At 74.0% G+C, this 1,919-nt stretch carries 1 protein-coding gene; it reads left to right on the forward strand.

The features are described 5' to 3' along the window. A partial coding sequence (locus tag GT354_RS24720) for an alpha-L-rhamnosidase (RefSeq protein ID WP_161358577.1) occupies positions 1-1,795 on the forward strand: 1,795 nt, incomplete at its 5' end. Positions 1,796-1,919: the final 124 nt, after the last annotated feature.

The following is a 1,919-nucleotide window of genomic DNA, read 5'->3' on the forward strand; positions in this document are numbered from 1 at the left end:
CGGTCGCGGGCGTGAACTGCTCGACGCGCGGGCGCTGCCGGCCGATTGGCAGCGGGCGGATCGGGACCCGGGCTGGCCGACGGCGGTGCTGCGGCGGGCGATGACCACCGGCGAGCCGGGCCGGCCCGAGCCGCCGAGCTATCCGGGCGGGCCGTTCGGCGGGCGCCCGATCGCGTGGCCGGTGCCGAGCGACACGGTGTTGACGCCGGGCCCGGACGGCGCGTTCGCCGTCGATCACGTGGTCTCCGGCACGCTCGTGGTCGACGCGGACGGGCCGCCCGGCGCCGAAGTGGTCGTGCACACCGCCGAGTTCGCGGCGCCCGGTGAGCACGACGCGAGCCTGGCAGTGGTGACGGACGGTACTCGCCGAGTGCTCGAATCCCTCGACTCGTACGGGCTGCGCGGCGTCGTGGTCGAGGCGCCTCCCGGGGTGATCGTGCACGGTGTGTCGGTGCGCGAGCGGACCTATCCGGTGGCCGGCGACGCGTGGTTCGGTTGCTCCGACCCCGTGCTCGAACGGATCTGGCGGGTGGGGCGACGGACCGTGACGCTGTGCTCGGCGGACGCGTACGTCGACTGTCCCACGCGCGAACAGCGGGCCTGGACCGGAGACGCGGTGGTGCACCAACTCGTCGACCTGACGACGAACACCGATTGGCGCCTGGCCCGTTGGCATCCCCGGCTGGCCGCCTCGCCGCGCTCGGACGGGATGCTGCCGATGGCGGTGGCCGGCGACGCCGAGTGGGCCGACTTCACCGTCATCCCGGACTGGGCGCTGCATTGGGTGCACTCGGTGTGGAACCTGTACCGCTACGTCGGCGACCGCGACGAGATCGCCGAGTTGCTGCCGGTCGCCGAGCGGGTGGTGCGCTGGTTCCTCCCGTTCCTGGACGACAGCGGGGTGCCCACCGACGTGTTCGGCTGGGTGATCATCGACTGGTCGGCGGTGCACACCGAGGGCGTCTCGGCCGCGCTGTGCGGGCTGTGGGGGCGGGCGCTGCTCGAATTCGCGGAGATGGCGTCGTGGGTCGGCGACGAGGGCCGGGCCGGCTGGGCGCGGGGGGTGCACACGCGGCTGGCCGAGGGCTTCGAGCGCCTGTGGGACACCGAACGGGGCCGCTACGCCGACTCGATCGCGGACGGCGAGCGGCGCCCGATGGCGTCCCAGCACGGTCAGGCGGCGGCGATCGTGGGCGGGTTGGCGCCGCGCGAGCGGTACGAGCGACTGGTGCGGGTGCTGACCGACGAGGACGACCTCGTGCACGCCGCGTTCAGTGCGCCGGACGCCGCCACGGAGCCCGGCTCGGACGCCGAGGTCGGCGGCGCGCACCTGCGGGCGGGGCCGCCGAAGCCGTGGTGGGACACCGGGCGCCAGGTGGTACGGGCGCAGCCGTTCTTCCGCTACGTCGTCCACGACGCGCTCGCCGTCGCGGGCCGGGCCGACCTGATCGCGGGCCTGTGCCGGGACTGGGCCGCGCTCCTGCCGCGAAGCGACACGTCGTGGAGCGAGACGTGGTACGGAGGCACGGTCAGCCACGGTTGGTCCTCGACCCCGACCCGCGACCTGATGACCCGCGTCCTGGGCGTCGAACCGGCCGAACCGGGCTTCACCACCGCCCGGATCGCCCCGGCGCTGGGCGCCCTGGCCCACGCCGCAGGCGCGGTCCCCACCCCGGCCGGACTACTCACCGTGGACATCACGCCGACCCTGCTCACCGTGAACAGCCCGATCCCGTTCACCCACGCCAAGCACACCTATCCGCCCGGCCACCACACAATCCCCCACGAAGGCTAACCACCGACCTCAATCGCCGGCCGGGCTGATTTCAGCCCAGCCGGCGCTTGAGGCCACCCCACCCGGCGAACGCCCGACCACAACCAGCCCACCCAAACCAACCCAGCCCGTCCGGCGCTTGAGG

The organism is Streptomyces sp. SID3343 (genome assembly GCF_009865215.1).
Taxonomy (GTDB): Bacteria; Actinomycetota; Actinomycetes; order Streptomycetales; family Streptomycetaceae; genus Embleya.